Origin of the sequence: Kribbella alba (assembly GCF_039529635.1) — a bacterium.
Taxonomy (GTDB): Bacteria; Actinomycetota; Actinomycetes; order Propionibacteriales; family Kribbellaceae; genus Kribbella; species Kribbella alba.
In genome coordinates this window covers 858,837-884,745 of record NZ_BAAANE010000004.1, presented here as the reverse complement: position 1 = coordinate 884,745, position 25,909 = coordinate 858,837, and the positions used below count along the sequence as shown (strand labels likewise).

General features: G+C 67.2%; 23 protein-coding genes. 20 read left to right on the top strand and 3 right to left on the bottom strand.

The window, feature by feature from the left end; all coding sequences use genetic code 11:
- Positions 1-105 precede the first annotated feature (105 nt).
- The 3 genes from ABD210_RS11005 to ABD210_RS10995 are packed head-to-tail and all read left to right on the top strand — an operon-like array spanning position 106 to position 2,306.
- A complete protein-coding gene (locus ABD210_RS11005; RefSeq protein ID WP_344110956.1) occupies positions 106-1,143 on the top strand; it encodes a sugar kinase in 1,038 nt (345 codons plus the stop codon).
- On the top strand, positions 1,140-1,874 hold the full coding sequence (locus ABD210_RS11000; RefSeq protein ID WP_344110955.1) for an IclR family transcriptional regulator: 735 nt from the start codon (positions 1,140-1,142) through the stop codon (positions 1,872-1,874). The genes ABD210_RS11005 and ABD210_RS11000 overlap by 4 nt, the downstream gene beginning before the upstream one ends.
- Before the next feature lie 27 nt (positions 1,875-1,901).
- A complete protein-coding gene (locus ABD210_RS10995) occupies positions 1,902-2,306 on the top strand; it encodes a RidA family protein (RefSeq protein WP_344110954.1) in 405 nt (134 codons plus the stop codon).
- Positions 2,307-2,333: 27 nt separating this feature from the next.
- Here ABD210_RS10995 and ABD210_RS10990 read toward each other — a convergent pair whose 3' ends face one another.
- Positions 2,334-2,618 (bottom strand): hypothetical protein, encoded by a 285-nt coding sequence (locus ABD210_RS10990; protein WP_344110953.1) that lies wholly within the window; start codon positions 2,616-2,618, stop codon positions 2,334-2,336.
- A gap of 269 nt (positions 2,619-2,887) precedes the next feature.
- On the opposite strand from ABD210_RS10990, the gene ABD210_RS10985 reads away from it, so the two are divergent.
- The 5 genes from ABD210_RS10985 to rplL all read left to right on the top strand — a co-directional run bounded on the left by ABD210_RS10985 (position 2,888) and on the right by rplL (position 8,301).
- On the top strand, positions 2,888-4,705 hold the full coding sequence (locus tag ABD210_RS10985; protein ID WP_344110952.1) for a sigma-54-dependent Fis family transcriptional regulator: 1,818 nt from the start codon (positions 2,888-2,890) through the stop codon (positions 4,703-4,705).
- A 124-nt stretch (positions 4,706-4,829) separates the two neighbouring features.
- The gene (locus tag ABD210_RS10980; protein ID WP_344110951.1) at positions 4,830-5,696 is read left to right on the top strand and encodes an IclR family transcriptional regulator; all 867 of its coding nucleotides are present in this window, start codon (positions 4,830-4,832) and stop codon (positions 5,694-5,696) included.
- Positions 5,697-5,715: 19 nt separating this feature from the next.
- Positions 5,716-6,891 (top strand): MFS transporter, encoded by a 1,176-nt coding sequence (locus ABD210_RS10975; protein WP_344110950.1) that lies wholly within the window; start codon positions 5,716-5,718, stop codon positions 6,889-6,891.
- 332 nt (positions 6,892-7,223) lie between these two features.
- A complete protein-coding gene (gene rplJ / locus ABD210_RS10970) occupies positions 7,224-7,847 on the top strand; it encodes a 50S ribosomal protein L10 (RefSeq protein ID WP_344110949.1) in 624 nt (207 codons plus the stop codon).
- A gap of 67 nt (positions 7,848-7,914) precedes the next feature.
- Entirely contained in the window at positions 7,915-8,301 is a 387-nt protein-coding gene (gene rplL, locus ABD210_RS10965; protein WP_344110948.1) for a 50S ribosomal protein L7/L12, read from the top strand.
- 294 nt (positions 8,302-8,595) lie between these two features.
- Here the strand turns inward: rplL and ABD210_RS10960 are convergent, their stop codons facing one another.
- Together ABD210_RS10960 and ABD210_RS10955 are read right to left on the bottom strand one after the other, a co-directional pair.
- Entirely contained in the window at positions 8,596-9,636 is a 1,041-nt protein-coding gene (locus tag ABD210_RS10960; protein ID WP_344110947.1) for an acyltransferase family protein, read from the bottom strand.
- A complete protein-coding gene (locus ABD210_RS10955) occupies positions 9,633-10,772 on the bottom strand; it encodes an acyltransferase family protein (RefSeq protein WP_344110946.1) in 1,140 nt (379 codons plus the stop codon). Before ABD210_RS10955 ends, ABD210_RS10960 begins: the two co-directional genes overlap by 4 nt.
- Before the next feature lie 387 nt (positions 10,773-11,159).
- Here ABD210_RS10955 and ABD210_RS10950 point away from each other — a divergent pair, with 387 nt between their 5' ends.
- The 12 genes from ABD210_RS10950 (at position 11,160) to rpoB (ending at position 25,861) form a co-directional block, all read left to right on the top strand.
- The gene (locus ABD210_RS10950; RefSeq protein WP_344110944.1) at positions 11,160-12,107 is read left to right on the top strand and encodes an ABC transporter ATP-binding protein; all 948 of its coding nucleotides are present in this window, start codon (positions 11,160-11,162) and stop codon (positions 12,105-12,107) included.
- A complete protein-coding gene (locus ABD210_RS10945; protein WP_344110943.1) occupies positions 12,104-12,877 on the top strand; it encodes an MlaE family ABC transporter permease in 774 nt (257 codons plus the stop codon). The genes ABD210_RS10950 and ABD210_RS10945 overlap by 4 nt, the downstream gene beginning before the upstream one ends.
- A gap of 2 nt (positions 12,878-12,879) precedes the next feature.
- Positions 12,880-13,716: an MlaE family ABC transporter permease gene (locus tag ABD210_RS10940; RefSeq protein WP_344110942.1), complete on the top strand. Its 837-nt coding sequence runs from the start codon at positions 12,880-12,882 to the stop codon at positions 13,714-13,716.
- Between the two features lie 3 nt (positions 13,717-13,719).
- Positions 13,720-15,036 (top strand): MCE family protein, encoded by a 1,317-nt coding sequence (locus tag ABD210_RS10935; RefSeq protein WP_344110941.1) that lies wholly within the window; start codon positions 13,720-13,722, stop codon positions 15,034-15,036.
- Positions 15,033-16,064 (top strand): MCE family protein, encoded by a 1,032-nt coding sequence (locus ABD210_RS10930; RefSeq protein WP_344110940.1) that lies wholly within the window; start codon positions 15,033-15,035, stop codon positions 16,062-16,064. The genes ABD210_RS10935 and ABD210_RS10930 overlap by 4 nt, the downstream gene beginning before the upstream one ends.
- The gene (locus ABD210_RS10925) at positions 16,061-17,071 is read left to right on the top strand and encodes an MCE family protein (protein ID WP_344110939.1); all 1,011 of its coding nucleotides are present in this window, start codon (positions 16,061-16,063) and stop codon (positions 17,069-17,071) included. Before ABD210_RS10930 ends, ABD210_RS10925 begins: the two co-directional genes overlap by 4 nt.
- Positions 17,068-18,255, top strand: a complete 1,188-nt coding sequence (locus ABD210_RS10920; protein WP_344110937.1) for an MCE family protein — start codon at positions 17,068-17,070, stop codon at positions 18,253-18,255. The genes ABD210_RS10925 and ABD210_RS10920 overlap by 4 nt, the downstream gene beginning before the upstream one ends.
- Complete coding sequence (locus tag ABD210_RS10915) at positions 18,252-19,487, top strand: MCE family protein (RefSeq protein WP_344110936.1); 1,236 nt, start codon at positions 18,252-18,254, stop codon at positions 19,485-19,487. The genes ABD210_RS10920 and ABD210_RS10915 overlap by 4 nt, the downstream gene beginning before the upstream one ends.
- A complete protein-coding gene (locus ABD210_RS10910) occupies positions 19,484-20,773 on the top strand; it encodes an MCE family protein (RefSeq protein WP_344110935.1) in 1,290 nt (429 codons plus the stop codon). Before ABD210_RS10915 ends, ABD210_RS10910 begins: the two co-directional genes overlap by 4 nt.
- Complete coding sequence (locus ABD210_RS10905) at positions 20,770-21,270, top strand: hypothetical protein (RefSeq protein WP_344110933.1); 501 nt, start codon at positions 20,770-20,772, stop codon at positions 21,268-21,270. The genes ABD210_RS10910 and ABD210_RS10905 overlap by 4 nt, the downstream gene beginning before the upstream one ends.
- A complete protein-coding gene (locus ABD210_RS10900; protein ID WP_344110932.1) occupies positions 21,270-22,118 on the top strand; it encodes a nuclear transport factor 2 family protein in 849 nt (282 codons plus the stop codon). The genes ABD210_RS10905 and ABD210_RS10900 overlap by 1 nt, the downstream gene beginning before the upstream one ends.
- A 260-nt stretch (positions 22,119-22,378) precedes the next feature.
- Positions 22,379-25,861 (top strand): DNA-directed RNA polymerase subunit beta, encoded by a 3,483-nt coding sequence (gene rpoB, locus ABD210_RS10895; protein ID WP_344110931.1) that lies wholly within the window; start codon positions 22,379-22,381, stop codon positions 25,859-25,861.
- Positions 25,862-25,909 lie beyond the last annotated feature (48 nt).

Here is a 25,909-nt window from a genome sequence, read left to right as displayed (position 1 = left end):
GTTAGCAATTGCGCATGCTGCAACGCGCGTTGCGCATTCTGACTAGTCGGTTGTAGCATCGCGCCAGAACTCCCGTCAACGCAGCTGCCCGAGAGGACTCGCCGAATGGTCGATCCAGTACCGCGGGCGGTCTGCCTGGGCGAGGCGATGATCATGCTCGCCGGCGAGACCGGTGCCCCCTTGGAGGATGTCGAGACGTTCCGTCGTTCGGTCGGGGGCGCGGAGTGCAACGTGGCCGGCGGTCTCGCGGCGCTCGGCATCCCGACCGGATGGATCTCGCGGCTCGGCGCCGACGGCTTCGGCCGGCACGTACTGTCCGACCTCGAGGCCCGCGGGGTCGAGGTCGGCGGAGTCGAGGACGATCCACTCCGGCCGACCGGTTTGTATGTGAAGCACACCATCGGCGGCCGGAGCCGGATGCACTACTACCGCTCCGGCTCGGCCGCTGCCGCCATGGATCCGGCCTTCCTCGACCGGCCCGCGGTGCGGAGCCGACTGGTGGGCGCCGAGCTCGTGCACACCACTGGCATCACCGCAGCGATCTCGACGACCGCGGCCGAAATGCTGGACCGCCTTGCCGGCTTACGGGACACCCTGGGTTTCACACTGAGCGTCGACCTCAACTGGCGGCCGGCCCTGTGGCGTGACCGTGACCGTGACACTGACACTGACACTGGGCCGCTCTGGCGCCTGCTGCGTGCGGCCGACGTCGTGCTGATCGGGGCGGACGAGGCGATGCTCTTCGCTGGCACCAGTGACCCGCTTGAGCTGCGGGAACTGCTCGGGCCGCGCTCCACGCTGGTGGTCAAGTCCGATGCACACGCTGCGCTCGCGCTGGAGCCGGACGGGCGTCGTACGGAGGTTCCGGCGCTCGCTGTCGACGTGGTGGAACCAGTCGGAGCCGGCGACGCCTTTGCGGCCGGCTACCTGGCCGGGACGCTGCAGGCCTTGCCGATGGAGCAGCGGCTCAGGCTGGGTCACCTCAGCGCTGCGGCTGTCCTGGCTGTGCCGGAGGATCATGCGGCTCCACCCGAACCTGCTGTCCGGCAAGCCCTGCTCGGCTGCTCGCAGGATGACTGGGCCGGGACACAGGTAGGCCCGGCCGGCATCAGCTCGCCGGCCTTGGTCGGAGGTGTCGTGTGAGTCAGAGTCTGGGCAGAGCCCTGCAGATCCTGGTGAGCCTGGGGGAGGGCGACCGCTCCCTGGACCAGCTCGCGACCGAGCTGGACGTGCACAAGACGACCGTCTTGCGGCTGCTGAGGACGATGGAGGGTGAGCGGTTCGTCCGGCGCGATGACGCCCACCGGTACACGTTGGGCTCGCGCTTGTTCTCGTTGGCGGATGTCGCACGCGAGCAACACGTAGTACGGGCCGTGGCTGCGCCGCATCTACACCAGCTGAACCAGCGGACCGGGCAGACGGTCCACCTCGCGGCGTACGAGAACGGGCAGGTCATCTACATCGACAAGCTCGACAGCGTGCAGTCGGTCCGGATGTACTCGCAGGTCGGTGTCCCGGCGGCATTGCACTGCACGGCCGTCGGCAAGGTGCTGCTGGCGGCCCAACCCAAGCGGCAGCGCGAGGCTCTCCTGAACTCGATCGAGTATCACCAGTTCACGCCGAACACGATCACCGGTCCGGACGACCTGCGCGACGAGCTGGACCGGGTCCGGTCGCAGGGCTGGGCCCACGACCGTGCCGAGCACGAGTCGTTCATCAACTGCATCGCTGCGCCGATCGCGGAACGCTCCGGCCGGGTGGTCGGGGCCGTCTCGATCTCGGTGCCGGACGTTCTGCTCAACTATGAGCAGGTGCTCGAACTGCTGCCAGACCTGCTCAGCACCGCGGCAGCCATCGGTGCCGACTACAACTAGATCCGAACCGACCGAGAGGAAGCCCGAATGTCCGACAAGACCGTCGTGTCCACACCCGAGGCGCCCACGCCGATGCCCGTGTTCTCCCAGGGTGTGCGCAAGGGCAACATCCTGCAGGTGTCGGGCCAGGGCTCGGTCGACCCGGGGAGCAACGAGTTCGTCTTCACCGGAGACGTGAAGGCGCAGACCACGCGGGTACTGCAGAACATCGAGGCGATCCTCACCGCCGGTGGAGCGACCTTCGACGACGTGGTGATGTTGCGGGTCTACCTGACCACCCGGGACCACTTCGCTGCGATGAACGAGGCTTATGCCGAGTTCGTCGGCCCGAAGACGCCGAGCGGCGTGCTGCCGTCGCGTACGACCGTCTTCACCGGCCTCCCGCTCGAGCCGATGCTCGTCGAGATCGACGCACTCGCCGTCCTGGGCTGAGCCGTCCGGCCCGCCGCTCCCACGGCATCAGCAGTGGCAGTACGAGCAGACGCCGGAGTCGTCGGTGTAGTAGCCGCAGTCGTGGGACGGCCGGCGGGGTGGCCCGACCCATTGCTGGGCGGCCTTGGTCTGGTTGCAGTCGCGGCACGACGTCCGCGAGACGATGGTCCCGGAGTCGGGGGTCTCCCAGTACGCGATGGTCTTGGCGTCGTGCTCGGTCTCGCGACCGTCACATTCGGCCGAGTCGCACACCATCAGCACCTGATCGTCGACTGAGGTCTCGATGTTCACCGAGATCACCTGTTCTCTCACCTGCCGAGGGGAGGCAGGTCGCTGGTTTCAGGTCCGGCCGCGGGGGTTCGGCCGGATTGGTCTCCTGGGCCCAGAAGTTCGGGGGCCGGTCGGGGGAGCCGGGGGGCCTCCTGGGCCCAGGAGTGTTGCAGTCCTAATTTCACCCGGTGAAGGACGGGCGTCGTGTCTCACATTCGGACACGATCGTTTCGACCAGTGGTCGCCCCGGCAGACCCCTTCACAGCGCCGATCCCGAGCGCGATCATCGGGAAGGAAGGGGCGGCGGAACCGTGGACCCAACCGACCAGCGACGACGTACTGCGAACGCCCGTGCCGACTTCCTGTCGGCAGGCGCGTCGGTGTCCGGTGCCGTCCCGGAGATCGTGGCCGCGTCCTGGCAACGCTCCCTGCAGGCGGGGGTGGACACCGACGAGGTGCGCGCGCAGTACTTCCAGGACCTCGACACCTCGTCCCGCCTGGTCCGCTCGGCCCAGCCGATCATCGACCGGCTCAGCGGCGAGGCCGCGGACATCCCGCTGAGCATCGCGCTCACCGACAGCAAGGCCCGTGTCCTCAGCAGACTCGACACCAGTTCGGCGGTCGGGGCGCGCCTGGACGGCATCTCGTTCGCCTCCGGCTTCCAGTACGCCGAGGGGAACGTCGGGACGAACGGCGTGGGGACCGTCTTCGAGGCAGGCCAGCCGGTCCATGTCGTCGGCGCCCAGCATTTCCACGAGAGGCTCCAGCCGTTCGCGTGTGCCGGTGCGCCGATCCGGGACCCGCTGACCGGACATATCGAAGGCGTGCTGGACATCAGTTGTCTGGCCGAGGACTCCAACCCGCTGATGCGATCCCTCGTCCGTACGGCGGCCCAGAACATCGAGCGGAGCCTGCTGCTCGACCGCAGCGTGCTCCAGCAGGCGCTGTTCGAGACGTTCGTGAAGACCGATTCACGGACCCGGGGCGCGGTGCTTGCGGTCGGTGGCAGCGTCGTGATGGGGAACTCCGTCGCGCAGGCTCTGTTCGACCCCGCGGAACAGCGCACGATCCAGGAGCACCTGCGATATCTCGGCACTCGCAAGGGGCACGTGGTCGACGAGATCGAGCTCCCCACCGGCAACGTCGTCCGGTTGCACGGCACTCGGGTGATCGTCGGCGACACCGTCGCAGGCGTCGTGGTCGAGGTCGTCCTGCGACATGAGGAGCCCGCAGCCTCCGCGAGGCGACGTTCGGTCGAGGCTGCCCCCGTGACGAGCGTGGACCGGCCAGCGGTCCGCCACCGCTCGGCCGCTACGAGGCCGGTGAGTCAGTCGCCGCTCTGGAAGCGGGCGTGCGCTGAGATCCTGGCCGCACTGGCGCAGCACCAGGCGCTGCTCGTCGTCGGTGAGACCGGCGCCGGGAAGTTCTCGCTCGTGGTCGACCTGTACAAGCGGGCCACGCCGGCCGGCCGGAGCAGGCTCGTCGACGCCGCCGAGCTGGGAAAGGACTCCTTCGGCAGCGAACCGCTGGAGGCGGTCTCCGAGCCGACACTGTGGATCTTCCGCAACATCGACGGGCTGTCCTCCGACGGCACCAAACGGTTGAACGCCATCCTGTTGGCCGTCGCCGACGGTGAGAGCCCTGCGTACATCGCAGCCACGTTGTCGGACGCGAATGTCGACTCGGAACTTCCCTTCCGTGCCGCGCTGGTTCACTTCGAGCACTCGGTCACCGTGCCACCGCTGCGCCACCGGACCGAGGACATCCCGATGGTGGTGGCGCAGGTGCTCAGGAAGCTGTCCGCCCTGCGGGAACGCCGCGTCAGTCCGGCCGCGATGCGAGTGATCTGCGGCTACTCCTGGCCAGGCAATATCCGCCAGTTGGAGGAGGCGCTTCGCGCGGCCCTCGGTAAACGTCCGGTCGGGGAGATCCGGCCGGAGGACCTTCCCGGCTACTGCCACCAGTCGGCGCGGCGGCAGCTCACCGGCCTCGAGGCCATCGAGCGCGACGCTATCGTCCGGGCGCTGCACGATGCGGACGGCAACAGGGTCCAGGCCGCGGCGGCTCTGGGCATCGCCCGGTCGTCGCTCTACCGCAAGCTGAGGACGTTCGGCATCGAGACGATCTGATCGGCAGGGCCCTTCCTGCGGCACGGGCTTCCCGCATCGTGGGAAGGTACTTCGCGCTGTGGGATGGCGCAGGTATTCTGCAGCGGCTCGGTCGGCTGATCTCTTTTGTCCGGAGGACCTCTGCATGTCGGGTGATCCAGCGGCCCCGCGCCGCGTCGCGGTCCAGTCCATCGACCGGGCGGTGGCGATCCTGCGCTGCTTCGACGTCCGGCAGCCGGACCTCGGAATCAGTGATCTGGCCAGGGCGACCGGCCTGTCCACCAGCACCGTGCATCGGCTCCTGCTGGCCATGCAGGCGAACGGCCTGATCCGTCAGACCGCCGATCGCAGATATGCCCTCGGCCCGCTCGTCGCCCAACTGGCCCGCAGCGGTGGCATCCCCGACACCTTGCGCGAGGCAGCCATGCCCGTACTACGGGCGCTGCGTGACGAAACTGAAGAGACCGCCGCGGTGCACGAGTTGCTGCCTTCGGGTGAGCGCGTGGTGGTCGATCAGGTCGAGAGCCACCACCAGTTGCGCCGTACCTATACGGAGTTCGGCATTCCGGTGCCCTTGCCTCAGGGGGCGCCCGGCAAGGTGCTGCTCGCCTTCGCGCCGTGGGAGCAGCAGGTCGCAGTACTGACCGTGCCGCTGGAGCAGGTCCTTCCGCAGACGATCACCGATCCCGAAGTACTGGCAGCACAGCTGGCCGAAGCTCGCCGAAGAGGTTTTGCCAGGTCGATGTCCGAGCGCACGCCGGGCATCCGCAGTGTCGCCGCGGCGGTCTTCGACTTCTCTGGCCAGGCGGTGGGCTGCATCAGCCTCTCTGGACCGGAGCTGCGGATGGCGCCAGAGCGGATGGATCAGCTCGGCAAGCGCGTCGCGCAGGTCGCTTGGTCGGTTTCCGAGGTGCTCGGCGCCACCGCGGCAGCGCGCGACCTTTGCACGATGCGTGCGTCGGCGCCGGATCCTGTTCCAGCCGGCGCGCCGGGCTCGAAGCGGGCTCGGTAGAACGCAGATGGAGAATCAGGTGAGTCTCTGGAAGATAGCGCCCACGGTGTACCTTCCGGCACTGCTCTACGGCATCGGCCAGGGGGCGATCGCTCCCGTCGTCGCGCTGTCCGCCCGAGATCTCGGCGCCTCCGTCGCGATGGCCGGCCTGGTGGTCGCGGCCGCGGGTCTCGGCCAGGTCCTCGGCGACATCCCGGCAGGAGCGATCACCACCCGGATCGGCGAACGCCGCGCGATGCTGCTCGCGACCGTTCTGGTCTCGTTCGCGCTGGTCGCCTGTCTGGTTGTCCCGACCGTCTGGGGTCTGGCCCTCGCCATCACCGCGACCGGGCTCGCCGCGGCCGTCTGGGGCCTGGCCCGACAGGCCTACCTCAGCGAGGCCGTCCCGCTGCAACTGAGGGCGCGGGCCCTGTCCACTCTGGGCGGTGTCCAGCGGATCGGCTCCTTCATCGGGCCGTTCCTGGGCGCCTTCGCGATGAAGTTCCTCGGCACCGACGGCGCGTACTGGGTCCACCTGGTCGCGGCCCTGATGGCCTGCGCAGTCCTGGTGAGCCTGCCGGACATCGAGTCCGTACGCCGGAGTCGCGTGGGCCGGCCGGTCGTCATGCAGTCGACCCGCGCGGTGATCCGGGAACACCTTCCAGTACTGCGAACGCTGGGATTCGGCGCGCTGCTCGTCGGCGCGGTACGGGCGTCCCGACAGGTGGTGATCCCGCTCTGGGCCGAGCACATCGGGCTGGATCCGCAGACCACGAGCCTGATCTTCGGGGTGTCCGGCGCGGTGGACATGCTGCTCTTCTACCCGGCCGGCTCGGTGATGGACCGGTTCGGGCGGAAGTGGGTCGCGGTGCCGTCGATGTTCGTGCTGGGACTGGCTCACTTGCTGCTGCCGCTGACCCACTCGGTCCACTCGCTGACCGCTGTGGCGCTACTGATGGGCATCGGCAACGGGCTCGGCGCCGGGGTGATCATGACGCTCGGCGCCGACGCCTCGCCGCCGGTCGGTCGTGCTCAGTTCCTCGGCGCGTTCCGGCTCTTCGCGGACACAGGCAACGGCGCCGGCCCACTCCTGATCGCTGCCGTGACGGCGCTGTCAGGCCTAGGCCCCGCAGTACTGGTCATGGGCCTCGCAGGCTGGGCCGCCGCCACCGCGATGAACCGCTGGATCCCACCTCATCCCACTCACCCCGACTGAGGCTCGTGACGCAAGGTCCATCGGCCGCGGGCTCATCTCGACTCCTCCCTATCCTGTAGGAGTTGATATCGCGTCGGGACGACCGGATTTGGTCAGGGTCGGTTCTGATGTAACAATGTGTGTTGCCGAAGACCGCTGGTTGTCGCTCCCGGAGTGACTGAAGGTCCCACAAGATCGTGGGCGCCCGCGTAGGTGACTTGGAAGTGACAGCAGTTTGTTCACGCCCTTGCGCCTGCGCAGGGGCGTTTTCGATGTTCGGGGTCCTGACCGGCGTGGCAAGGCGGTATGGCATTTGAGGCCAAACCCTGTGTGAACAGGGCGGAAGGAGACCCATGGCGAGGCCGGACAAGGCAGCCGCCGTCGCAGAGCTCACTGAGAACTTCAAGAGCTCCGCCGGCGCCGTGCTGACCGAGTACCGCGGACTCACTGTGGCGCAGTTGCGGCAGTTGCGCACTACGCTCGGTGACGACGTGAACTACGCCGTGGTGAAGAACACGCTGACCAAGATCGCGGCCAAGGACGCCGGAGTGGAGTCGTTCGACTCGCTGCTGGAGGGTCCGTCGGCCATCGCCTTCATCAAGGGCGACCCGGTGGTCGCGGCCAAGGGGCTGCGTGACTTCGCCAAGGCCAATCCCCTTCTCGTCATCAAGGGTGGTGTGCTGGACGGCAAGGCACTCGGCTCTGACGAGATCAACAGACTCGCTGACCTGGAGTCGCGTGAGGTTCTCCTCTCGAAGCTCGCAGGTGCGATGAAGGCGGCTCCGCAGCAAGCGGTGTCCCTGTTCGCTGCTCCGCTCGCACAGGCCGCGCGCCTGTTCGCGGCGCTGCAGGACAAGCTGCCGGCCCAGGACGCCCCCGTGGCGGACGAGGCTCCGGCCGCGGAGGCCGTGCAGGACGCACCGGCCGAAGCACCTGCCGAGGCGAGCACCGAGGAGACCGCGTCGGCTGACAGCTGACACGTTCGACTCACGCAACACCACATTCAGTGATCCCTAGCAACACACTTACGGAAGGACCGCCACCATGGCGAAGCTCAGCACCGAAGAGCTGCTCGACCAGTTCAAGGAACTCACCCTGCTCGAGCTCTCTGAGTTCGTGAAGGCCTTCGAGGAGGAGTTCGGCGTGACCGCCGCTGCTCCCGTCGCCGTTGCCGCCGCCCCGGGCGCGCCGGCTGCCGCCGCCGAAGAGGCCGCGGAGCAGGACGAGTTCGACGTCGTCCTCGAGGCGGCCGGCGACAAGAAGATCCAGGTCATCAAGGAGGTGCGTGGCCTCACGAGCCTCGGCCTGAAGGAGGCCAAGGACCTCGTCGAGAGCGCGCCGAAGGCCATCCTCGAGAAGGTCGACAAGGCCTCCGCGGAGAAGGCCAAGGAGGCCCTCGAGGGCGCCGGCGCCACCGTCACCCTGAAGTGACCCGTGCGGCTCAGCCGCACACGCAGTACCAGCAGTAAGCGAAGGGCGGTCCACCACGGACCGCCCTTCGGCACGTCCGGGACCGCACAGGGCCCCTGACTCGCACCCCTTGCGATGCCGGCACGCGTGGTCCCGGACGGACGAGCGGCATCGAAGAGTCAGGTATGGAGAGTCGCCGGCCGATGACATAAGCAGACGGCAGCTGGTTATGTCACCTGTTCATGAAGTCTGGATGGATCAGGCGAGCGACACGACGAGGCGTGCGTCGGCGAAGGGGTTAGGTGGGTGCACCCCTTAGGTCTTGGCTGAGGCGGTGCGGCGCTGTTCTAGGCGGCGGGCGATGTTCAGCAGCCGTTGGCGGCCGGGGGCGCCTATGTATCTGTGGGCCCCTTCGCCGATGAGCACGGCGAATCCGATCCAGCCGAGGGCGAGCAGGGCGTTGGAGATCGACCCCGAGCGGACCGGGCCGAATCCGTTCATCACGATCGCGCGGAACAGGAACAGGGCGAAGCCGATCACGCCGAGCCGGACCATCACCTGCGTCGAGAGCAGAGACGACGTCCACGTGACGGTGAGGACGCTGAGGATCACCAGGGCGAGCGGCACGGACCACACTGCGCCGTACCGCACCGCAGTACTGGAGCCGAACGCAACAACCATTGCCAAGGCATAGACGACAGCAACGCCCTGCACTAGGTACGCCGTACGCCGGGACAGCCGCCAACCTCCAGCCACGAGGTAAGACAGCGCCATCCCCAAAACCAGGTCCGGGATCCACGCCAGAGGATTGCGGTAGAGCCAAGCGTCCGAGCCCGTGATGAGCCGCAGGCCGAGCACGATCGCCTGGACGGCAAGAGCGCAAACCACAGCCACGCCAGGTTTGGATGCGACCAACTGCGCCAGCAGTGGGAACACGGCATACAGGACGACCGTAGTACCGACGAACCAGGCGGCGTCGCCGTAGACGTCATCGATCCAGCCGCCGCCGTTGAGCGCGCCGAGCACCAGCACGCCGGCACCCACGCTCAGGAACAACGGCCCGAGCCGTGCGACCCGCGCCATTGCGTAGCGCCCGAGTGCGCGGCGCCCGGCTGACAAGCTGAGCGTCGGATAGTTGTAGGCGAGTACGAACCCGGACAGCAGGAAGAAGAACGGCACCCCCAGCGCCCCGGCGGCCACCAAGTGGTGCAGGACCGGATGAGCGGTCCGCCAGACTCCGACCTGGGACGCGACAACGCCGAGTGCAGCCAGCCCGCGCAAGCCCGTCAGGGCAAGGATTTCCGGGCGCGGGTGGGACAGCGCCGCGCCCTGCTCGATTGATGTGAGTCCTGTCACGCCGACACCTCGGTCGGTCTACGGTCCGTGACCAACTCGGGGGCCGGCCGCCGCTGGACAAACCGCAGCACAGCCCGCCGAGCCGGTACTTCGACCAGTCGGTGCGCGCCTTCCCCGATCAACAGGCAGAACCCGATGATCACCAGCACGGCCACGTAAGGCGCCAAGCCGGCCGGATCCGCCAATGCGTCGACTCTGTCCTTCCCCAGGTAGGGCAGGAGCGGTCGATGCGTCAGGTAGACGGCATAGCTCGCAGTACCGAGTGTCACCAAAGCACGCGTGGCGAAGAAGCGTGACAGCCAGGCAGTAGGCGCGGCAGCCAGCGACAGCAGCAGCACGGCGAACGGCACGGTCCACATCGCGCCATAAAAGGCCGGGAGTTCCCACCTGGCATGACCAGGTCCGGCCGCCGCGACAACCAGCACAACCGCTACGCAAGCAACCTGCAGCCAGCCGGCCACCCGAGCACGCAGGCGGAATCCCCGCAATAGCAGGAAAGCGAGTGACATCCCGATCACGAACTCGGACAACCGGGGCAGCGGATTGCGGTAGAGCCACCGATGCCCGGACGACGGGTCTTTCGCCGACAGGAACGCCCAACCTTCAGCCGTGAACACCGCGACGAGGACTACCTGTACTGCGAACGCGAGTGCCATCAACGCGACCAGCCCGGTGACGCCGAATCGCCTGGAAACAAAGGCGATCACGGGCACCAGCAAGGGAAACAACGCGTACAGGAAGATCTCGACGCAGATCGACCAGCCGGGCGGGTTGTAGCTGCCCTGGCCGATCGCGTAGTCGCCGGACCAGCTCTGGATCGCCAGCAGGTGCCGCCACAACGAGTCCTGCGGCACCCCTCGGGCGGCTCGCTGCACCACCAGGAACAGCAGCACGGCCCAGTAGAGCGGCATCACCCGCGCGATCCGCGCCAGGTAGAACCGCCATAAGCGGGCCCCGGACAGCACGGTCAGCGTCGAGTAGTTCCAGGCCAGGACAACCCCCGACAGCATGAAGAACAGCGGTACGCCGATGTAGCCCGAGGCAGCAAGGTTTCGTAACGGCGCTGGTGCCGAAGTTGGTAACCCGATGTGATGCACCACCACGGCGAGGGCTGCCGCAGCTCGGACCCCGGTCAACGCTAGGATCTCCGAGCGCGGATGTGGGAGCTGGTCTCCGTGCTGCGGCGAGGCGATACCTTGCGGCACGCGGGGCCGCAGTCGGTTCAACCAAGTAGCTGGCCGCGGCACGGTTCCTCCGGCAGAACTGGGGCTCTTCGCCACCTCGAAGGGCGACGCGCAGGACTGTACCCGACCGGTCCGGTCCAGACCGCCGGCGGCGCTCGCACTGTCGGACCGAGCGTGACCGGAGCGTGACTCATCGGTCGCCAACACTTGACACACAGGGGTTACGCAAAAAGGTACTCGTGCGTAACCTAGGGCACCGCCCCTCGTTGAACCGTCGTAAAGTCGTCGGTCGGGGCTGAACGACAAGACCCGTGAGGCAGAGCCGATGAGGAGGGCCAGGTGGGCGTCGAAGTCCGCGTCGAGGGCCTGACGAAATCCTTCGGAAACCAGCTGATCTGGGGCGACGTCTCGCTGACCCTGCCGGCCGGCGAGATCTGCGTGATGCTGGGCCCTTCCGGAACCGGCAAGTCCGTTTTTCTGAAGACCTTGATCGGCCTGCTCAAGCCCGACAAGGGCCACGTGCACATCGAAGGCACGGACATCGCGACCTGCTCCGAGCGCAACCTCTACGAGATCCGCAAGCTGTTCGGCGTGCTGTTCCAGGACGGCGCGATGTTCGGCTCGATGAACCTCTACGACAACGTCGCCTTCCCGCTGCGTGAGCACACCCGCAAGTCGGAGTCCGAGATCCGCTCCATCGTGATGGAGAAGATGGAGATGGTCGGTCTCGTCGGCGCGGAGAAGAAGCTGCCGGCCGAGATCTCCGGCGGGATGCGCAAGCGGGCCGGCCTGGCCCGCGCGCTGGTGCTGGAGCCCGAGATCCTGCTCTTCGACGAGCCGGACTCCGGGCTGGACCCGGTCCGGACGGCGTTCCTGAACCAGCTGATCATCGACCTGAACGAGATGACCCAGGCGACGTGCCTGATCGTCACTCATGACATCAACACCGCGCGCACGGTGCCGGACAACATCGGCCTGCTGTATCACCGGCACCTGGCGATGTTCGGCCCGCGGGAGATGCTGCTGTCCAGCGAGGAGCCGGTGGTCCGCCAGTTCCTGAACGCGCAGCGGGTCGGCCCGATCGGCATGTCGGAGGAGAAGGACGCCGACGAGCTGGCTCGCGAGGCCGACCAGGAACTGCCCCCGCTGCCGCCGATCCCGCTGCAGCAGCTGCCGAGCAGCGGCATGATCCGCCCGACCCAACGTCCGCCGGGGGAGTGGTGTGCGGTCAACGGCGTGACACCCCCGCCAGGCTCCTTCGCCTCTGATGTGGTGGGGGCCACGTGACCGTTTCCGCGACCGCCCCGCTGAAGCACGCAGGATCCCTCTTCGCTTTCGCGCTCGACACCGCCCGGGCCTCGGTCCGGCGGCCGTTCCAGGTGCGCGAGTTCCTGCAGCAGGCGTGGTTCGTCGCCAGCGTGACGATCATCCCGACCGCGCTGGTCGCGATCCCGTTCGGTGCGGTGATCGCGCTCCAGGTCGGCGGGCTGATCAAGCAGTTCGGCGCGCAGGCGTTCACCGGGTCGGCCGCGGTGCTGGCGGTGGTCCGCGAGGCCTCGCCGATCGCGACCGCGCTGTTGATCGCCGGAGCCGGTGGTTCGGCGATCTGTGCGGATCTGGGCGCGCGCAAGATCCGCGAGGAGCTCGACGCGATGATGGTGCTCGGGATCGACCCGATCCAGCGACTGGTGGTGCCCCGGGTGCTGGCCACCATGCTGGTCGCGTTCTTCCTGAACGGGTTCGTCAGCGTGGTCGGCGTGATGGGCGGCTACGTGTTCAACGTGGTCCTGCAGGACGGCACCCCGGGCAGCTACATCGCTTCGTTCACCGCGCTCGCGCATCTACCCGACCTGTGGCAGGGCCAGGTGAAGGCGCTGGTGTTCGGGTTCATCGCCGCAGTGGTCGCGTCGTACAAGGGAGTCAACGCGGGCGGCGGCCCGAAGGGTGTGGGTGACGCCGTGAACCAGTCCGTCGTCATCACCTTCATGCTGCTGTTCGTCGCGAACTTCTCGATGACGGCGATCTACTTCCAGCTCGTCCCGCCGAAGGGGGCCTGACTGTGTCGTCCGCGTCAGCCCTCCAATCACTGGTGAAGAAGCCGCTGAACTCCCTCGACCGGCTCGGTGAGCAGCTCACCTTCTACATCAAGGCGCTCGCCTGGTCCGGCAAGTCGATCACCCGCTACCGCAAGGAGATCCTGCGGCTGCTGGCCGAGGTGACGCTGGGCACCGGCGCGCTCGCGGTGATCGGCGGCACGGTCGGCGTGATCACCTTCCTGGCCTTCTTCACCGGCACCGAGGTCGGCCTGCAGGGGTACTCGGCGCTGAACCAGATCGGCACCTCCGCGTTCGCCGGCTTCGTCTCGGCGTACATCAACACCCGCGAGATCGGCCCGCTGATCGCCGGCATCGCGCTGGCCGCGACGGTCGGCTGCGGCTTCACCGCGCAGCTCGGCGCGATGCGGATCAGCGAGGAGATCGACGCGCTCGAGGTGATGGCGATCCCGTCGTTGCCGTTCCTGGTCACCACCCGGATCATCGCGGGCCTGGTCGCAGTCATCCCCCTGTACGTCGTCGGCCTGCTCGCCTCGTACTTCGCCACCCGGCTGACGGTGACAACGTTCTACGGCCAGAGCACCGGCACGTACGACCACTACTTCCACCTGTTCCTACCTCCCGGGGATGTGCTCTGGTCCTTCGGGAAGGTGCTGGTCTTCTCCGTCCTGGTGATCCTGGTGCACTGCTACCACGGCTACCACGCGTCGGGCGGTCCGGCGGGAGTCGGCGTCGCGGTCGGCCGCGCGGTACGGACCTCCATCGTCGTCATCAACGTGGTCGACCTGCTGCTGTCGATGGCGATCTGGGGTACGACGACCACCGTCAGGCTGGCGGGGTAGCCGATGATCAGACGAGTGCTCGGAACCGCCTTCATCGGGTTGCTCTGCTTCCTGTTGTGGCTCACCTACGCCTTCTACGCCAAGATCTTCGTCGACACGGTGGACGTGCAGCTCAAGACGAGCCACATCGGCCTGCAGTTGAACCGGCACGCGGATGTGAAGCTGCGCGGCATCATCGTGGGCGAGGTCCGCAACGTCTCCACCAACGGCGACGAGGCGACGGTCGACCTGGCGCTGAAGCCGGACCAGGTTCAGGAGATCTCCAGCCAGGTCAGTGCCCGGATCCTGCCGAAGACGCTGTTCGGCGAGAAGTACGTCGCGCTGGTCCCCCCGTCGGGTCAGGAGGGCCGGCCCATCAAGGCCGGCGACGTGATCAGCCGGGACAAGACGGCGGTCGGCATCGAGATCGAGAAGGTCCTGAACGACGCGCTGCCGCTGCTGCAGGCCGTCGACCCGGCGGACCTGAACGCCACCCTGAACACCTTGGCGACAGCGCTGGAGGGTCGCGGCACCGAGATCGCCGCGACGCTGACCCAGCTCGACGGCTACCTGAAGAAGCTCAACCCGAACGTGCCGAACCTGATCGCGGCGTTGAACAAGCTGACCCAGGTCTCGAAGCTCTACGGCGACGTGACGCCGGACCTGGCGCGGGCGCTGCGCAACCTGACCATCACCGGCAACACCGTGGTGGAGAAGGAGCAGCAGTTGCAGAAGTTCTTCACCGACGTGACCACGCTGTCGAACACCGCGGACGGATTCCTGAAGGAGAACGAGGACCGGGTGATCCGCCTCGGCGAGGTCAGCCGGCCGGTGCTCGACCTGCTCGAGCGGTACTCGCCGGAGTTCCCCTGTTTCCTCAAGGTGATGACGGACACCGCGCCGATCCTGAACGACACGTTCCGCGACGGCGCCCTGCACATCAACCTCGAGCTGATCACGAACCAGCCGACGCCGTACACGCCGCCCGAACTGCCGAAATACCTGGATCACAGGGGCCCGGTCTGTGTCGGCAAGAACTACAGCCACCCGGGCTCGAAGCCGGGTCCCTACACCCAGGACAACCCCGCGCCGTACATCACTGGTGCTGACGGTGTGATCGGTGACCACAACAAGGAGACGCGCTTCCCGCTGAACCTGACCCTGAACCGGTCGGCGCCCGGGTTCGCGATGGACACCGGCGGCGCCGGGACCCCCGCGGAGCAGAAGGTGATCGACTCGTTCGCCGGTCCCGCGATGGGCGTGCCCGCCGGCGAGGTCCCGGATCTGACCACCCTGATGATCGGCCCGCTGGTCCGCGGAGGGCAGGTGAACCTCAAGTGAAACTGCTGGACAAGAAGACCTCGATCGACACCGTGCGGCTGGCGATCTTCGTGGTCGTCACCACCATCGCGACCGCGCTGCTGGCCGTCACCATCGGCAACATCAGCTTCAACGCGACCACGAAGTACCGGGCCGTGTTCACCGACGTGGTCGGGCTGAACAAGGGCGACGACATCCGGATCGCGGGTGTGCGTGTCGGCCAGGTCGACAAGATCGCGATCTACCAGGACAAGCTGGCGATGGTCACCTTCAGCGTCGACTCCGACCAGGTGGTCGACACCTCGACGCGGGCGACGATGCGCTACCGGAACCTGGTCGGCAACCGCTACATCGCGCTCACCGAAGGCGTCGGCGGCGGCACCCGGATGAAGAAGAACGGCATCATCGACAAGGACCGGACCGCGCCGGCGCTCGACCTGTCGGTGCTGTTCAACGGGTTCAAGCCGCTGTTCACCGCGCTCACCCCGGCGGACGTGAACCAGTTCGCCTTCGAGGTGATCAAGGTGCTGCAGGGCGAGGGCGGCACGATCGAGAGCCTGCTGGCCCGGACCGCTTCGCTGACCAGCACGCTGGCCGACTCCGACCAGGTGATCGGCGAACTGATCACCAACCTGACTTCGACCCTGCAGATCGTCTCGCAGCGGCAGCAGAACTTCTCCCAGTTGCTGGTGAACCTGCAGCAGTTCATCACCGGGCTGAGCAAGGACATCAACCCGATCCTCGACTCGCTCGGCTCCATCAACTCGCTGAACAACAAGACAGCCGGGCTCCTGCAGCAGACCCGGGTGCCGCTGAAGGCAGACCTGGACCGGCTGCGCACGACGGCCACCACGCTCGACGACACCCAGGCGATCTGGGTCAAGACGCTGCAGAACATGCCCGACAAGCTGAACACGATGACCCGCACCGCGTCGTACGGGTCCTGGTTCAACTTCTTCCTCTGCGGCTTCGACGGCAACGTCACCCTGCCGCTGGGAGCCCGCATCCCCGTCTCCTACGACAACAACTCGGCGAGGTGCGCCAGGTGAAGCCGTTCAGGGAGCAGAACCAGGTCACCATCGGAGTCGTCGGGCTGACGATCATCGGGCTGATCATGCTGGCCGCGTTCAAGGCGCAGGACCTGCCGCTGATCGGCGGCGGGACCAAGTACTCCGCGCAGTTCTCCGAGGCCGGCGGGCTCAAGCCGAACGACGAGATCAGGGTCGCGGGGGTGCGGGTCGGCCAGGTCCGCAAGGTGGAGCTCGAGGGCACCCACGTGCGGGTCGACTTCGTGGTGGACCGCGGCGTGAACCTCGGCGACAAGACCGGCGCCGAGATGAAGATCAAGACCCTGCTCGGGCAGAAGTACCTGAAGCTGAACCCGGCGGGCTCGGGTCGGCTCAAGGAGGGTTCGGAGATCCCGCTGGACCGCACCATCTCGGCGTACGACGTGGTCGACGCGTTCACGGATCTCGCCAACACGGCCGAGCGGATCGACACGGCCCAGCTGGCGAAGGCCCTCGACACCCTTTCCTCGACCTTCAAGAACACGCCAGAGGAGGTCCGGGCGTCGCTCGACGGACTGTCCCGGCTGTCCCGGAACGTGGCCAAGCGCGACGACGAGCTGAAGACGCTGCTGCAGCACTCCAACGTCGTCACCAAGATCCTCGCCGACCGCAACCAGGAGCTGGTCAAGCTGCTGAAGGACGGCAACTCGGTGTTCCAGGCGGTGCAGGCCCGGCGGGCGCTGGTCCACGAGTTGCTCGTGTCCACGCAGAAGCTGGCCGCGCAGGTCAGCGCGCTGGTCCGGGAGAACCGCAAGGACCTCACCCCGACCCTGCAGAAGGTGAATGCCGTGCTGGCGACCCTGCTGGCGAACCAGAACGCGCTGGACGCGAGCATCCGCGGGCTCGCCCCGTTCGCCCGGGTGTTCACGAACACTCTCGGCACCGGCCCGTGGTTCGACACGTATGTGCAGAACCTCGTCCCGGTGCCGGAGGTCCCGCTGCCGGCGGTGCCGATCCCCGGTCTGCCGATCCTGGGAGGTGGCCGATGAAGGTGGCCGCGTTGTCCCGGCTGGTCGCGATCGGCGTCGTGCTGGTGGTGCTCGCCGTCAGTGTCGTCTCGCTGTGGCCGCATCCCCAGCGGGTGACCGCCACGGCCTACTTCCCGCGCGCGGTCTCGGTCTACCCGGGTTCGGACGTGCGGATCCTGGGGATCAAGGTCGGCGAGATCGAAAGTGTCACCCCGGCCGGTCGCGCAGTACGGGTGAAGTTCTGGTGGGAGGCCAAGCACAAGGTTCCGGCCGACGCGAAGGCGGTGATCGCGTCCCCTTCGATCGTTGCCGACCGCTACCTCCAGCTCACCCCGGCCTACTCCAAGGGCGACGTGATGGCCAGCGGGGCGGAGATCCCGCTGGACCGGACCGCCGTACCGCTGGAGCTGGACCAGATCTACCAGAGCCTGAACGACCTGTCCGTCGCGCTCGGCCCCAGGGGGGCGAACGACCAGGGTGCGTTGTCGCGCCTGCTGGATGTCTCGGCCGCGAACCTGAACGGTCAGGGCGCCAAGCTGAACCAGACCATTACCGATGTGTCGACCCTGACCCAGACACTCGCGGGCAACTCCAAGAGCCTGTTCAGCACGATCCGGCAGTTGCAGACGTTCGTGTCCGCGCTGGCCGCCAACGACACGCTGGTGAAGCAGTTCAACACCAACTTCTCCGCGGTCTCCACCACGCTGGCCGGCGAGCGCAAGGATCTGTCGGCGGCCCTGTCGACCCTCGCGGCGGCTCTCGGTGAGGTCGCGTCGTTCGTGAAGGACAACCGCGCGGTGCTGAAGACGACGATCTCCGGCGCCACCGACGTCTCGCAGATCCTGGTCAAGGAGAAGGCCGCGCTTGCGGAGGTCATCGACACCGCGCCGCTTGGCCTGGGCAACCTGGCCCGGGTCTACAACCCGCAGTTCGGCACGCTGGACCAGCGGATCAACCTGGCCCAGCTGGACAAGCCGGCGAACTTCATCTGTTCCCTGCTGCTCCAGGCGAACCAGCCGCTGTCCACCTGCTCGGCCCTGAAGGGCGTAGTCGATCTGCTGCCGAAGCTCCCGCTGCTGAGCTCGATCACCGGCTCCGGCGGACCAGCCGGTACTCCGTGGGCTCCCGCTCCGGCTCCGAAGCTGCCGAGTCCGGACAATGTCGACGCGACCCTCGGCGGACTGGTCCCCGGAGGTGCCCGATGATCCGGCGTACTGCGCTGGTCGCGGGCGTGGTCGCGATGGCGACGCTGCTGACCGGATGCGACTTCAGCGTCTACTCGTTGCCGTTGCCCGGCGGCGCCAAGATCAAGGGTCCGTCGTACACGGTCACGGTCGAATTCGCCGACGTGCTGGACCTGGTCCCCAAGTCCTCGGTGAAGGTGGACGACGTCACCGTCGGCACGGTGGAGAAGGTCTGGCTGGACGGCTACGTGGCCAAGGTCCGGGTGAAGCTGCCGAAGAGCCTCGACCTGCCGGACAACGCCCGGGCCACGATCCGGCAGACCAGCCTGCTGGGCGAGAAGTTCGTCTCGCTGGCACCGCCGACGGGTGACGAGAAGCCGCGCGGCCGGCTGGAGAACGGCGAACTGATCCCGCTCTCGCGGACCACCAGCAACGTCGAGGTCGAGCAAGTGCTGTCCGCACTGTCGCTGCTGCTGAACGGCGGCGGCGTCGCGCAACTGCAGATCATCACCCAGGAGCTGAACAAGGCGCTGACCGGCAACGAGCCGGCCATCCGCAGCGTGCTGACCCAGCTGAACACCTTCGTCGGCACCCTGGACAAGAACAAGCAGCAGATCGTCACGGCGATCACCGCGGTCGACCAGCTGGCCAAGAAGCTGAATGCCCAGAAGACGACGCTGGCGACCGCGATCGACTCGCTGCCGAAGTCGATCGCCACCCTGGACAAGCAGCGGGCCGCGCTGGTGAGCACGCTGCAGGCGCTGGCCAAGCTGGGCAACACAGCGACCCGGGTGATCACGGCTTCGCAGAAGGACCTGGTCGCCAACCTGCAGTCGCTCTACCCAGTGCTGACCAAGCTGGCCGAGGCGGGGGCGAACCTGCCGAAGTCGCTGGAGCTGCTGTTCACCTACCCGTTCCCCGACGCGGCGGCGAAGGCGGTCAAGGGCGACTTCACCAACCTGGACATCACCCTCGACGTGAACACCCAGAAGGCGCTGCAGGGCCTGCTCGGCCTCAACCTGCCTTCGGTGCTGCCCGCGCTGCCGACGAACAACGTGAGTCTGCCGCTGCACAACTCGCCGCAGTTCCCCGCCAACGGGCAGACCGCGAAGCTGCCGCCGCTGCCGCTCCCGACTGGGACGGCGACGAGCTGCATCACGCTGCTGGGGATGCCGGTCTGCACCCCGACGCTGAACCGGTCCGCGTTCGATCCCGAGCTGGCGAAGGTCCTGATGCCGGGGGTGGCCAAGTGATCACCAGAACGGTCCGGATCCAGCTGATGGTGTTCCTGCTGATCACCGTCGTAGGCGTGGCCTACGTCGGCGGCAAGTACGCCCAGGTGGACCAACTGTTTTTCAAGAGCAGCTACACCGTCAGCGCGAGCTTCGCCGAGTCCGGCGGGATCTTCACCGGCGCCGAGGTGACGTACCGCGGCCAGCCGGTCGGCCGCGTCGGCCAGCTCAAGCTGCTCAACGACGGTGTCGAGGTCAACCTGGACATCGACAAGAAGACCAAGATCCCCAACGATCTGCTCGCCGTGGTGGCGAACCGGTCCGCGATCGGCGAGCAGTACGTCGACCTGCAGCCGCGTCGCGACAGTGCTCCTTATCTGCAGGACAACTCCAGGATCGACCGCAAGGACACCGCCCTCCCGATCGACACCACCGAGCTGCTGCTGAACCTGGACCAGCTGGTGAACTCGGTCGACCGGAACAGCCTGCGCACCACCGTCAAGGAGCTCGGCGACGCGCTCCGCGGCAAGGGCACCGACCTGCAGAAGATCATCGACAGCTCCGGGCTGCTGATCAACGACGCGGACGCGAACATCCTGCAGACGATCAAGCTGATCAACGACGGCAACACCGTGCTCGCCACTCAGGTGGCCAGCGGCGACGCGATCAGGACCTGGTCGAAGAACCTCGCACTGCTGTCCGACACCCTGGTCAGCTCGGACGCGAGCCTGCGCTCGGTGATCGACAACGGATCTGGTGCATCGGAGCAGGTGACTGCCCTGATATCGGAGAACCGGGCCGACATCGCGGTGCTACTGGGTAACCTCCTCACGGTGGGAGAGATGACCGCGGTACGGCTGGACGCCGTCGAGCAGCTGCTGGTGGTGTATCCGGCCGTGTCGATGGGCGGTTACGTAGTACCGGCCAAGGACAAGGGGACCGGGCACTACGACGCGCACTTCGGTCTGGTGCTCGGCTTCAGCCCGCCGGCCTGCCGTGCCGGCTACCAGGGCACGGACTGGCGGGTCCCGCAGGACACCACCGGCAAGGCCGCGAACAGCAAGGCCGCCTGTACTGCGTCGCCGAGCACCGGCGTCGACGTGCGAGGCTCGCAGAACAAGCCGTCGCCCTCGTCGCGCTCGCTCAACCGGACCGGCTACGGGGTCGGGTATGACCCGGCCACCGGCGACGCGGGCGGTTCCGGCGGCATGCCGGAGCTGGTTCTCGGCTCGACCGGCGGCCAGGCGGACCTGCTCGGACAGGATTCCTGGAAAGCCCTGATCCTCGGACCGGTGAGTGGTCAGTGATTTCTCGAATTTCCCGGCGGGGCACGACCGTCGTGGCGTGGTCGCTGAGCGTCCTGCTGCTGGTGGCGCTCGTCGCCGCGACACTCTCGGTGCTGGCGCTGCGCCGCCAGCACACCCGCGACGAGGACCGCGCGGCCGCGATGCAGGCGGCCCGGCAGTTGGCGCTGGACTTCACCACCTACGACTACGGGACCTGGGACGCCGACGCGAAGCGGGTGCTGGACGACTCCACCGGGCAGTTCAAGGAGGAGTTCGCGTCCGGCTCGAACTCGGTGAAGACCGAGGTGGTGACGAACAAGGCGACCTCCAAGGGCGACGTGAAGGAGGCCGCGGTGGTGTCCAACGACAAGGACTCGGCCCAGGTGCTGGTGATCGTGAACGCGGTGGTGACGAACACCGCCGCCAAGGACGGCGTCGAGCGGCGCTACCGGATCAAGCTCGACATGGTCCGGGAGAGCAACCGCTGGCTCACCGCCGACTTCCAGGTGGTCGGCTGATGGCCCGCCCGAACCGTCCCCGCATCGCCGGCCAACGCCGCCGCCCCGAAGACACCCGCCCCGAAGACGTCCGCCCCGAAGACGTCCGCCCGGACGAGATCACGGTCGAGGGCGCCTCCCGCCCGCAGGACACAGTCACGCGCCCGCCCGGAACTGGTACGCCGACCCCGTCCGGGGCGGTCCCTCAGATGCCTGAGGTGGCCGAATCCGAGGTGACTCAGGACACATCCGGTGATTCTCCGGGCGCCTTTCGGCTGATCACGCACGATGAACCGGCTACTCTGAGTGACGAAAAGGTCGGTCGGGTCAGCGTGCTCTCGGCGACAGACGCCGAAGCCGACCCGACGCCTGCTCGCGGCTCCGGCCGGAACCTGGGCGTGATCCTGTCCGCCACTCTGGCGGTGCTGATCGTGCTGATCCTGGCCCTGGCCGGGATCCTCGGGTTGAAGGCCTGGAAGGGTCAGCAGGCCGAGGACGCCAGGAGCGCTGCCGCCACGGCCGGCCGGAAGGCCGCCGAGACCGCGCTCAGCTATGACTACCGCTCGCTCGACAAGAATTTCGCGGCCGCCCGGGCCACCATGACCCCCGACTTCGCGGCCAAGTTCGACGCCACGGCCAAGGTCGCCGGCGAGCTCGCCACCAAGAGCAAGGCAACCGTGCGGGCCGAGGTGCGGGAGGTCGGTGTCCGCGACGGCGACGCCAACCGGGTCACGCTGGTCATCTTCGTGAACCAGACCACCACCAGCACGATCACACAGGGTAAGCCCCGGGTCGATCTGAACCGGACCAGATTCACGATGGTCCGAAACGGCGATCAATGGCTGGTCCAGGAGATCTCCGGACTGTAGTCTCTTTGTGACTCCGGACAGGACGGACCGGGCGGCTCGCGGGTGCTCACCCGCTGGAGAACCCGGGTCGATCCTTGACGGAGTGGGTGGTCCGAAGGCATAGTATCGGACCCCATTGGACAGGCTTGCCCTGATCGGGTAGCCTATTGCTTTGCGCTGCCTTTAACCCCACCCTGGTTCGGCTCAAAACTTGACTAGGGCGGTTCGGCGTGCGCTCCCAGCACCGAAGTGATTTCTGCGAGCCCGTGGAAGGACGCCCCTTGGTCGCCTCGCGCAACCCCCAGTCCGACAGCATTAACAACGTTTCCGGCTCCCGCCGCATCTCCTTCGCAAAGATCTCCGAGCCTCTCGAGGTTCCGGATCTCCTTGCGCTGCAGGTCGACAGTTTCGACTGGCTGGTCGGGAACGAAACCTGGCAGGCCCGGGTGGCCGCCGCCGAGGCGGAGGGACGGACTGATCTGTCCTCCCCGTCCGGTTTGGAGGAGATCTTCGAAGAGATCTCTCCGATCGAGGACTTCAGCGGCACCATGTCGCTGTCGTTCCGTGACCACCGGTTCGAGCCCCCGAAGAACACGGTCGACGAGTGCAAGGAGCGTGACGTCACCTACTCGGCGCCACTGTTCGTCACCGCCGAGTTCATGAACAACGAGACCGGCGAGATCAAGAGCCAGACCGTCTTCATGGGAGATTTCCCGTTGATGACGCGCAAGGGCACGTTCGTGATCAACGGCACCGAGCGTGTCGTCGTGTCCCAGCTGGTCCGCTCGCCCGGTGTGTACTTCGAGCGCACGCCGGACAAGACGTCGGACAAGGACATCTTCACCGCCAAGATCATCCCGTCGCGCGGTGCGTGGCTGGAGTTCGAGGTCGACAAGCGTGACATGGTGGGCGTGCGGCTGGACCGCAAGCGCAAGCAGAACGTCACCGTGCTGCTCAAGGCGCTCGGCTGGACCGACGCGCAGATCCTCGAGGAGTTCGGCGAGTACGAGTCGATCCGCCTCACCCTGGAGAAGGACCACACCTCCGGGCAGGACGACGCGCTGCTCGACATCTACCGCAAGCTCCGCCCGGGCGAACCGCCGACGCGCGAGGCTGCCCAGGCGCTGCTGGACAACTACTACTTCAACGGCAAGCGCTACGACCTCGCCAAGGTCGGCCGCTACAAGATCAACAAGAAGCTCGGCCGTGACGAGGCGCACGACACCGCGGTGCTGACGATCGACGACATCGTCGCCACGATCAAGTACCTGGTCGCCCTGCACGAGGGCAAGACCGAGCTGACGGCGCCGCAGGGCGAGATCGTCGTCGAAGAGGACGACATCGACCACTTCGGCAACCGTCGCCTGCGCACCGTGGGCGAGCTGATCCAGAACCAGTTGCGCACCGGCCTGGCCCGGATGGAGCGCGTGGTCCGGGAGCGGATGACGACCCAGGACGTCGAGGCGATCACGCCGCAGACCCTGATCAACATCCGCCCGGTGGTCGCGGCGCTGAAGGAGTTCTTCGGCACCTCGCAGCTGTCGCAGTTCATGGACCAGACCAACCCGATCGCGGGTCTGACCCACAAGCGCCGCCTGTCGGCACTTGGCCCGGGTGGTCTGAGCCGTGAGCGGGCCGGCTTCGAGGTTCGCGACGTGCACCCGTCCCACTACGGCCGGATGTGCCCGATCGAGACCCCGGAAGGCCCGAACATCGGTCTGATCGGGTCGCTGGCCACCTACGGCCGGGTGAACCCGTTCGGTTTCGTCGAGACGCCGTACCGCAAGGTCGTCGACGGTCGGGTCACCGACCAGGTCGACTACCTGACCGCGGACGAGGAGGACAGGTTCGTCATCGCTCAGGCCAACGCGGCGCTGACCGAGGACGACGTGTTCGCCGAGGACCGGGTGCTGGTCCGCCGGCGCCACGGTGAGGTCGAGCTCGTACTGGTCGAGGACGTGGACTACATGGACGTCTCGCCGCGCCAGATGGTGTCGGTCGCGACGGCGATGATCCCGTTCCTCGAGCACGACGACGCCAACCGCGCCCTGATGGGCTCCAACATGCAGCGCCAGGCCGTTCCGCTGATCACCGCGGACGCCCCCCTGGTCGGTACCGGCATGGAGTTCCGCGGTGCGGTCGACGCCGGTGACGTGCTGGTGTCGGAGAAGGGCGGTGTGATCAAGGAGGTCTCGGCCGATCTGATCGAGGTCGCCGCCGACGACGGCACGTACCAGACCTACCGGCTGCAGAAGTTCCGTCGCTCGAACCAGGGCACCTGCATCAACCAGCGCCCGCTGGTCGACGCGGGGCAGCGGGTCGAGGTCGGCTCGCCGCTGGCCGACGGTCCGTGCACCGACGAGGGCGAGATGGCTCTCGGCCGGAACCTGCTCGTGGCGTTCATGCCGTGGGAGGGTCACAACTACGAGGACGCGATCATCCTCAGCCAGCGCGTCGTGCAGCAGGACCTACTGACCTCGATCCACATCGAGGAGCACGAGGTCGACGCCCGCGACACCAAGCTGGGCCCGGAGGAGATCACCCGCGACATCCCCAACGTCTCCGACGAGATGCTGGCGGACCTGGACGAGCGGGGCATCATCCGGATCGGCGCCGAGGTCACCACCGGTGACATCCTGGTCGGCAAGGTCACCCCCAAGGGCGAGACCGAGCTGACCCCGGAGGAGCGGCTGCTGCGCGCGATCTTCGGTGAGAAGGCCCGTGAGGTGCGCGACACCTCGCTGAAGGTGCCGCACGGTGAGAACGGAACCGTCATCGGGGTCCGCGTCTTCGACCGCGACAACGGCGACGAGCTGCCGCCGGGCGTGAACCAGTTGGTCCGCGTCTACGTCGCGCAGAAGCGCAAGATCTCCGTCGGTGACAAGCTCGCCGGACGCCACGGCAACAAGGGCGTCATCTCGAAGATCCTGCCGGTCGAGGACATGCCGTTCATGGAGGACGGCACCCAGGTCGACATCATCCTCAACCCGCTGGGCGTGCCCGGCCGGATGAACGTCGGTCAGGTGCTCGAGACCCACCTGGGCTGGGTTGCCAGCCGGGGCTGGAAGGTCGACCCGGACAGCAAGGAAGAGTGGGCACAGCGACTGATCAAGATCGGTGCCGGCGAGGCCGCGCCGTTCACGAACGTCGCCACCCCCGTCTTCGACGGAGCGCGCGAGGAAGAGGTCACCGGCCTGCTCGGCTCGACCCTGCCGAACCGCGACGGCGACCGGATGGTCGACAGCACCGGCAAGGCCAACCTGTTCGACGGCCGCTCGGGTGAGCCTTTCCCGCAGCCGGTCGGCGTCGGCTACATGTACATGCTGAAGCTGCACCACCTGGTGGACGACAAGATCCACGCCCGCTCGACCGGTCCGTACTCGATGATCACGCAGCAGCCGCTGGGTGGTAAGGCGCAGTTCGGTGGTCAGCGGTTCGGCGAGATGGAGGTGTGGGCCCTGGAGGCCTACGGTGCCGCCTTCGCGCTGCAGGAGTTGCTGACGATCAAGTCGGACGATGTGGTCGGTCGCGTCAAGGTGTACGAGGCGATCGTCAAGGGCGAGAACATCCCGGAGCCGGGTATCCCGGAGTCCTTCAAGGTTCTGGTCAAGGAAATGCAGTCCCTGTGTCTGAATGTCGAGGTCCTCTCGTCCGACGGAAGTCGGGTCGAGATGCGCGACAGCGAAGAGGACGTCTTCCGCGCAGCGGAGGAACTGGGAATCGACCTGTCGAGGCGCGAGCCGAACAGCGTCGAGGAGGTCTGAGCGGGTTGCCGCTTGAGATCAACAACCAACTCACTCAGACCATCTTTA

Excerpts from the sequence above, each read along its gene's own strand:
- ABD210_RS10935 (WP_344110941.1), top strand. The coding sequence starts at position 13,720 with ATGATCAGACGAGTGCTCGGAACCGCCTTCATCGGGTTGCTCTGCTTC.
- rplJ (WP_344110949.1), top strand. The coding sequence starts at position 7,224 with ATGGCGAGGCCGGACAAGGCAGCCGCCGTCGCAGAGCTCACTGAGAAC.
- ABD210_RS10915 (WP_344110936.1), top strand. The coding sequence starts at position 18,252 with ATGATCCGGCGTACTGCGCTGGTCGCGGGCGTGGTCGCGATGGCGACG.
- ABD210_RS11005 (WP_344110956.1), top strand. The coding sequence starts at position 106 with ATGGTCGATCCAGTACCGCGGGCGGTCTGCCTGGGCGAGGCGATGATC.
- rplL (WP_344110948.1), top strand. The coding sequence starts at position 7,915 with ATGGCGAAGCTCAGCACCGAAGAGCTGCTCGACCAGTTCAAGGAACTC.
- ABD210_RS10920 (WP_344110937.1), top strand. The coding sequence starts at position 17,068 with ATGAAGGTGGCCGCGTTGTCCCGGCTGGTCGCGATCGGCGTCGTGCTG.
- ABD210_RS10980 (WP_344110951.1), top strand. The coding sequence starts at position 4,830 with ATGTCGGGTGATCCAGCGGCCCCGCGCCGCGTCGCGGTCCAGTCCATC.
- ABD210_RS10995 (WP_344110954.1), top strand. The coding sequence starts at position 1,902 with ATGTCCGACAAGACCGTCGTGTCCACACCCGAGGCGCCCACGCCGATG.
- ABD210_RS10900 (WP_344110932.1), top strand. The coding sequence starts at position 21,270 with ATGGCCCGCCCGAACCGTCCCCGCATCGCCGGCCAACGCCGCCGCCCC.